This is a genomic window from Capnocytophaga sp. oral taxon 326 str. F0382, assembly GCF_000318295.1.
Classification (GTDB): Bacteria; Bacteroidota; Bacteroidia; order Flavobacteriales; family Flavobacteriaceae; genus Capnocytophaga; species Capnocytophaga periodontitidis.
The window spans coordinates 1-5,348 of the sequence record NZ_KB291462.1 but is presented as its reverse complement, the minus strand read 5'-3'; the positions used below and the strand labels follow the sequence as shown (position 1 = coordinate 5,348).

Sequence of the window (5,348 nt, the reverse complement as noted above, 5' to 3'; positions counted from 1 at the left end):
GAGTATCGGTATTGGCTACAATCGCAGGGGCACCTACTACTATAGTTGCAGTTGCACTATCGCAAACGGTAAGAGAGGCTACTTTTGTACAAATCTTATAAGTTATAGTATAAGTACCCGATTTAGTGCCCGCAGGTACCGTAATTGTACCATCGGCGTTGAGGGTAGGTGTAGCACTGCCAGCAGCTCCAGTAGCTGGGGTAACTACGGTCATACTTACGGTAGCTGGAGTAGCAGTTTGTGTTCCTACTTTATCGTTATCAAAGACAGTAAGGGTAGTACTGCCTCCATTAGCACCATTAGCTATCGTAAAACTATCAGTATTAGCTTTTATTTGAGCCAAAGTTATAGTACTTGTTTTGCTAACAGCATTACCAAATAAGTCGGTAGCGGTAAAGGTTACAGTTAGTACTCCGCTGTTATTGCAGAGATCCGCAGGTTTTACTGCGTTGTAATTATTAGTTACACTTACTACATTACAGCTATCGGTAGCGGTAGCTGTGCCGAGCCATTGAGTGATACTTGCTGTAGCATTGCGGCAATCCACTACTAAAGAAGTAGGGACAGTAAGAGTAGGGGTAGTAGTATCATCTACTGTAACAGTAACTACTGCACGAGGGCTTTCGCAACCGCTTGTATTTACCTGTACCACATAACCTACTACAGTCGTTTTAGTAGTTACTTGTGTATTGATGGTAGGGGTAGTGCTGGTAGTAGTAGCTGTAGCTGTAGCATACCAGCGGAGAGTATGTGCTGTTAATGGTGTAACATAGGCATCTAAACTCACTACATTGCTCGCTGCTGTAGGGCAAAGAGTAACAGTAGGACTTACGGTAGGAGCTACTGAAGGTTTGTCTAACAAACTGACAATAAGCGGTGTTTTCTCACTAGGACACTTGCCTACAGCTTGTAAGGTATAGAAATAAGATTTAGTAGGGTCTACTTGAGCTGTATTGGCTTGCAACTGCCATTGAGTGCCATTACGTATAAATATTTTCACTTCTCCGCCTGTAATTGCATTTTTGAGATCGGATACATAAGGGTTGTTGCCTACTACCCTGCACACCTGGAAAGTTTTGGCAGTAGCAGTAGTAACATTGGCGTTTTTGATAAGAATCAAAGGTACCTTAACACTACGGCATTTGCCTGTTTCTTCGGCACTAAAGTATAGGGAGGAGTTCCAATCTACAAAATCAGTAGGTGCTTTTACAGAGGTACCTCTACCTTCGTGTATTTGTACGTTAGTATAGCCATAAGTATCTTGTAGCTGGGTAGCCAATTCACCTGCAGTTATCTGTTCACAAATAGTAATAGAGTGAGTTTGTACTTCAGTAGTAGAAGACATTGTTGCTACCACTGGGTAAAATATAGATTCACACTTACCTATTTCTTGTAGTTTAAAGAACATTTTAGTTTCTAAACTAATTTCAGAATAAAGATTGGTATATTCACTTTTATTTTCATCAAAAATTCTGATAGCGGTGGCTGTAGGGTATTTTAGCATTAAGGCATTTTTTACATCGATAACTTTAGTTATCAAGCCAGCATAATAACCTATATAGGTACATACTTTTGCCTGCTCACTTTGTGCCTGCACCCGAGGGGTCAGATTAAAGGTAAGAGCAGCGGGTGCTGTTACACATTCATATACATTTTTGGCATAGGTATAGCCTGTATTGGTTTCTATGGTAGCTTCATTAGCTTGAGCGATGCCATTTTTATAGATGATTACATTTTCGGCATCAGCGGGGTCTACTAAGTTTTTTAGCTGTTCTATGGTGGTTACATCGCAGCCTGCATTGGTAAGTGTTTTAGCAGTTACTGAGGTTTCTGCTTGTATGGTAATAGTATAGATTCCATCATTACAATAATTAGCTTTACTCAAGCGTAAATAGCGTATCTGACTGCTACCACTGGGGGTACTAAGGAGGGTAGCCCCCGCTAATTCTGAGGTTTCTGCTAAGGCATCGGCATACGAAGTGTACCAGTGGAACTCAGGTTGTACGGTGGTTATAGTAGGAGTTCCTGCTGTAACCAAGTTCTTTATTTCATTCAAAGAGACAGTAGTATTACATACCTTTATAGTGGTTTTAGGGTTGTAATTCATATAGCGTTTTACGGTTAGTTTGGCTTCTTGGTATCGCTCTACTTCTCCACAAGGAGAAAGTAGTTCATAACGGAAGGTGTAGGAACCTATTCCCTGAGGTTTGTTATAGCCACCTCTAAGGATGAGTTTCAGTTTGCCATCTCTTGGTACAGTAATTTCGCCTGTGGTTTCGGTGATGCGTGTAGCTACCCCTGTAGGTAAGGCAGGAATATTGAATATGGTATTCAAATCAATCTCCTCATCTTGTGCTATACATTTATAGGTTTCGCCATTGTTAGCAGGTATTGTAGGTATAGAGACTGCTAACTGCTGGAATTGATAAGCAGCAATCGCATTTGAAATGCAGGTTTCTATAGTAGGTTGAGAAGGTATTTTGAGTTGTACGCTATAGCTATTGGTGAAATCGGCAGTTGTTAATGAGGTTATATTAAGGGTAGTGCCCGTTGCTACAAGAGTAGTAGGGGCATCGGAACGATACCATTCTATGGTTACAGAAGGTCCTAAATTGGGGACGGAGAGTTGTGCGGGTTGTCCCACGCAGTGATAGCGTTTAGTTGCAATGATAGTAGGGGTAGTTACATTGGCAATAGTAACCTCTCTATCTTCTGTGCGTGGGCAAGCATCAGTAATTGTAAATTTATAGGCGGTGTTAGGATTGCTACCGTCTAATCCTATAAAGAAGTTATTACCTGATTGTGTTTGGTTTATAGGGATAGGCGTAGTACTACCTCCAGGCACTTTATGCACCAATTTATAGGTAAAAGGACCGGTGCCGCCTTTAGGTATTACAGCAATGTGATATTGACCACCGCCACAGCCAAAGCCTACGAGGTCAGGTTTTTTTAGGTCGCCGCCAAATTCTTTTTCATCAAGTACTAATACACACTCATAAGCACCTGCTAAGTTTTGTATACGGCGTATTACCCTAAACTTACCTTCTTTCCCCAGACTTTCATCTTCAGTTTTTCTACTGATAGGGGTATTAAAGTTTAAACCGGCATACATCCACTCATCCCATCTTTGGGTAGTTTCGTTGAAATGTTGAATGATAAATTCGGACTGAGTGTAGCGCCAATCATCAGTAGCTGCCAAGTTGATTTGACCTACTACTCTGGGGTCACAACCAGGGGCAAAAGTAAGTGTATAGGTTTGCCCCGAAAGCACTTTGGTTTTAGTTACTACACCTCCACATATATTGGTGACGACCACCGTATAGCTACCTGCGGGTAAATCGCGTACATACCAATTAGTTTCATCGGCGCGGTTGTTTTCAGTGAGTGTATAGGGTAAGGAAAGAGTAGTACTTGGTATACTTCCTATTGTTCGCCCGTTGAAGGCTACTATTTGAATTTTTTCGATTGGGCTACCGCTTCCTTTCCTGATGCGCATAGAGGCATAAGGCGCGCTCTCTTTAGTGGCATCTTTACAACTAGCTATATTATCTATAGTTATTTCAGTGGGCTGTGCAACACTAGCTATAGTAATGGTAATGGTATCCATTAGGCTACTGCGGGTACTGCTACAAGTAGCATCTACTAAGCGGAACTGAAAAACATCACCTGCGTGTATAAAGTCAGGAGCTACCACCTCGGTATCTTGCCAAGGGTCATAGAGTACCTGTTTTAGATATTTACCACTGAGCAAGGGGTTTGTAGTATTGATTTGGTAGAAGCCAGCTTCGGCATACTTAAAGTTAGTAGGGGCTTGCTCTACCACCAAATAGGTATTGAGTATAGGAGAAGTATCTCTTCTGTATTTATTAGTGAGGATGAGTCGTTCTTTATGGCAGGCAATAAGTGAGTTACCTCCTGCGGTTTGCACTACTCTTGCATTTTCAATAGGGTTATAAAGCGTACTAGTAGCTGTGCCGATAGTAGTAGTTGTACTACATACGGTTATTTGGGCAGTTACTGTCCACACTCCATATTCTTTGGGGATGCGCTGTTCTCTCAGGTTATTGGTTAGTACCAAAGCCTCACCATAAGCATATTTACCTATATAAGTATCGAGGTCTGTTCTATCAGTAATTGTATAGGTAGCAGAATACACGATTCCTGAGGGAGCTGTAATTCCAAATTTTATAGTAAAGGGATAAGGGAAAGCATCCGATTTAGTAGCTTCCGTAATGTTCGTTCCGTACAAATACAATTTGTTAAAATCGGCATAATCGCAGCTAAACTCTCTTACAGAGGTTAATTGAAGATGGGTAAAGGTAAGTGTTGCATTGGTGAGCGTAATTGCCTGAGGCGTTGGGCTTGAGCCACAAAAATCTTCTACTTTTACCTTATAAGTACCGGGGGTTAGATTGGTAAAGATATTTGAAGTTTGGCGTTGTTTGCCAGCGATAGGGTTATCAGAAGCATCTAATAATGAATAGTACACAGGGTAATTGGCACTGTGGTTGCCCCATTGGTCTACTTTTATTTCGGCTTTAATGCCTAAATTAGGTGAAGCACAAGTAACAGGTATAGGGGCTATTGTATAATCGAGGTTTTTTATATCTTTTTTGATTTCAATAACAGGAGTTATTATATCTCCTGTTCCTACTTTAGGGCGTGCCATAATATAATATTTACCAGCAGCGCGTGATTGAGCCCCCGTAAGAGGAAGAGGGGTAGAAGTATCAAAATTAGCATCAGTATCTTTTTTAATATAGAAGTTGTAATTGTTGTTATTGGCACCAGGTCCTACAAAGGTAAAGCGAATAGCTCCCCCATTACCACAGCGTTCGTGTTCTACTCTTGTAACGAGTTGAAGCGAGGTAGCAGGTGTTACAGTGTAGTTGAATCCTGTTTGGTATACACAAGTCCCTTTTTGAGCTTTGAGTGAAAATCTACGTTCATTATTTACAGCTCCTGCATTCACATTGATAAATTCATCAGTGCCTGAAGTGTAAGTGAATGAATAAGTAGCTCCAAGGTTATCGGAGATGATGTAAGTAGTACCTATCAAAGGATATCGTATCGTAAAAACAGCATTATCACCTTGTGTTACTTTATTAAAATATGACACTTGGGTTTGCTCTAACGATTTTTGCGTATTTACATCACAGTTTTGTGCATAAGTATTGCCGACTATTACTGATATAATAATAAAAATTACCTTTTGAAGAAAATTGCTCATGGAAAAACATTTTTATTTAGGGTACAAAAGTATAAAAAATAATCATATTACACAAATAAAAAACCTCTTATTACACAAAATAAAAAAAAATAGTAGTTAGTTTTTTTGATAACCAACT

At 40.3% G+C, this 5,348-nt stretch carries 1 pseudogene; it reads right to left on the bottom strand.

Annotated features, from left to right (window positions below):
* Window positions 1–5,230 (bottom strand): annotated as a pseudogene (locus HMPREF9073_RS13335) (Ig-like domain-containing protein); the annotation flags it as partial.
* Window positions 5,231–5,348: the final 118 nt, after the last annotated feature.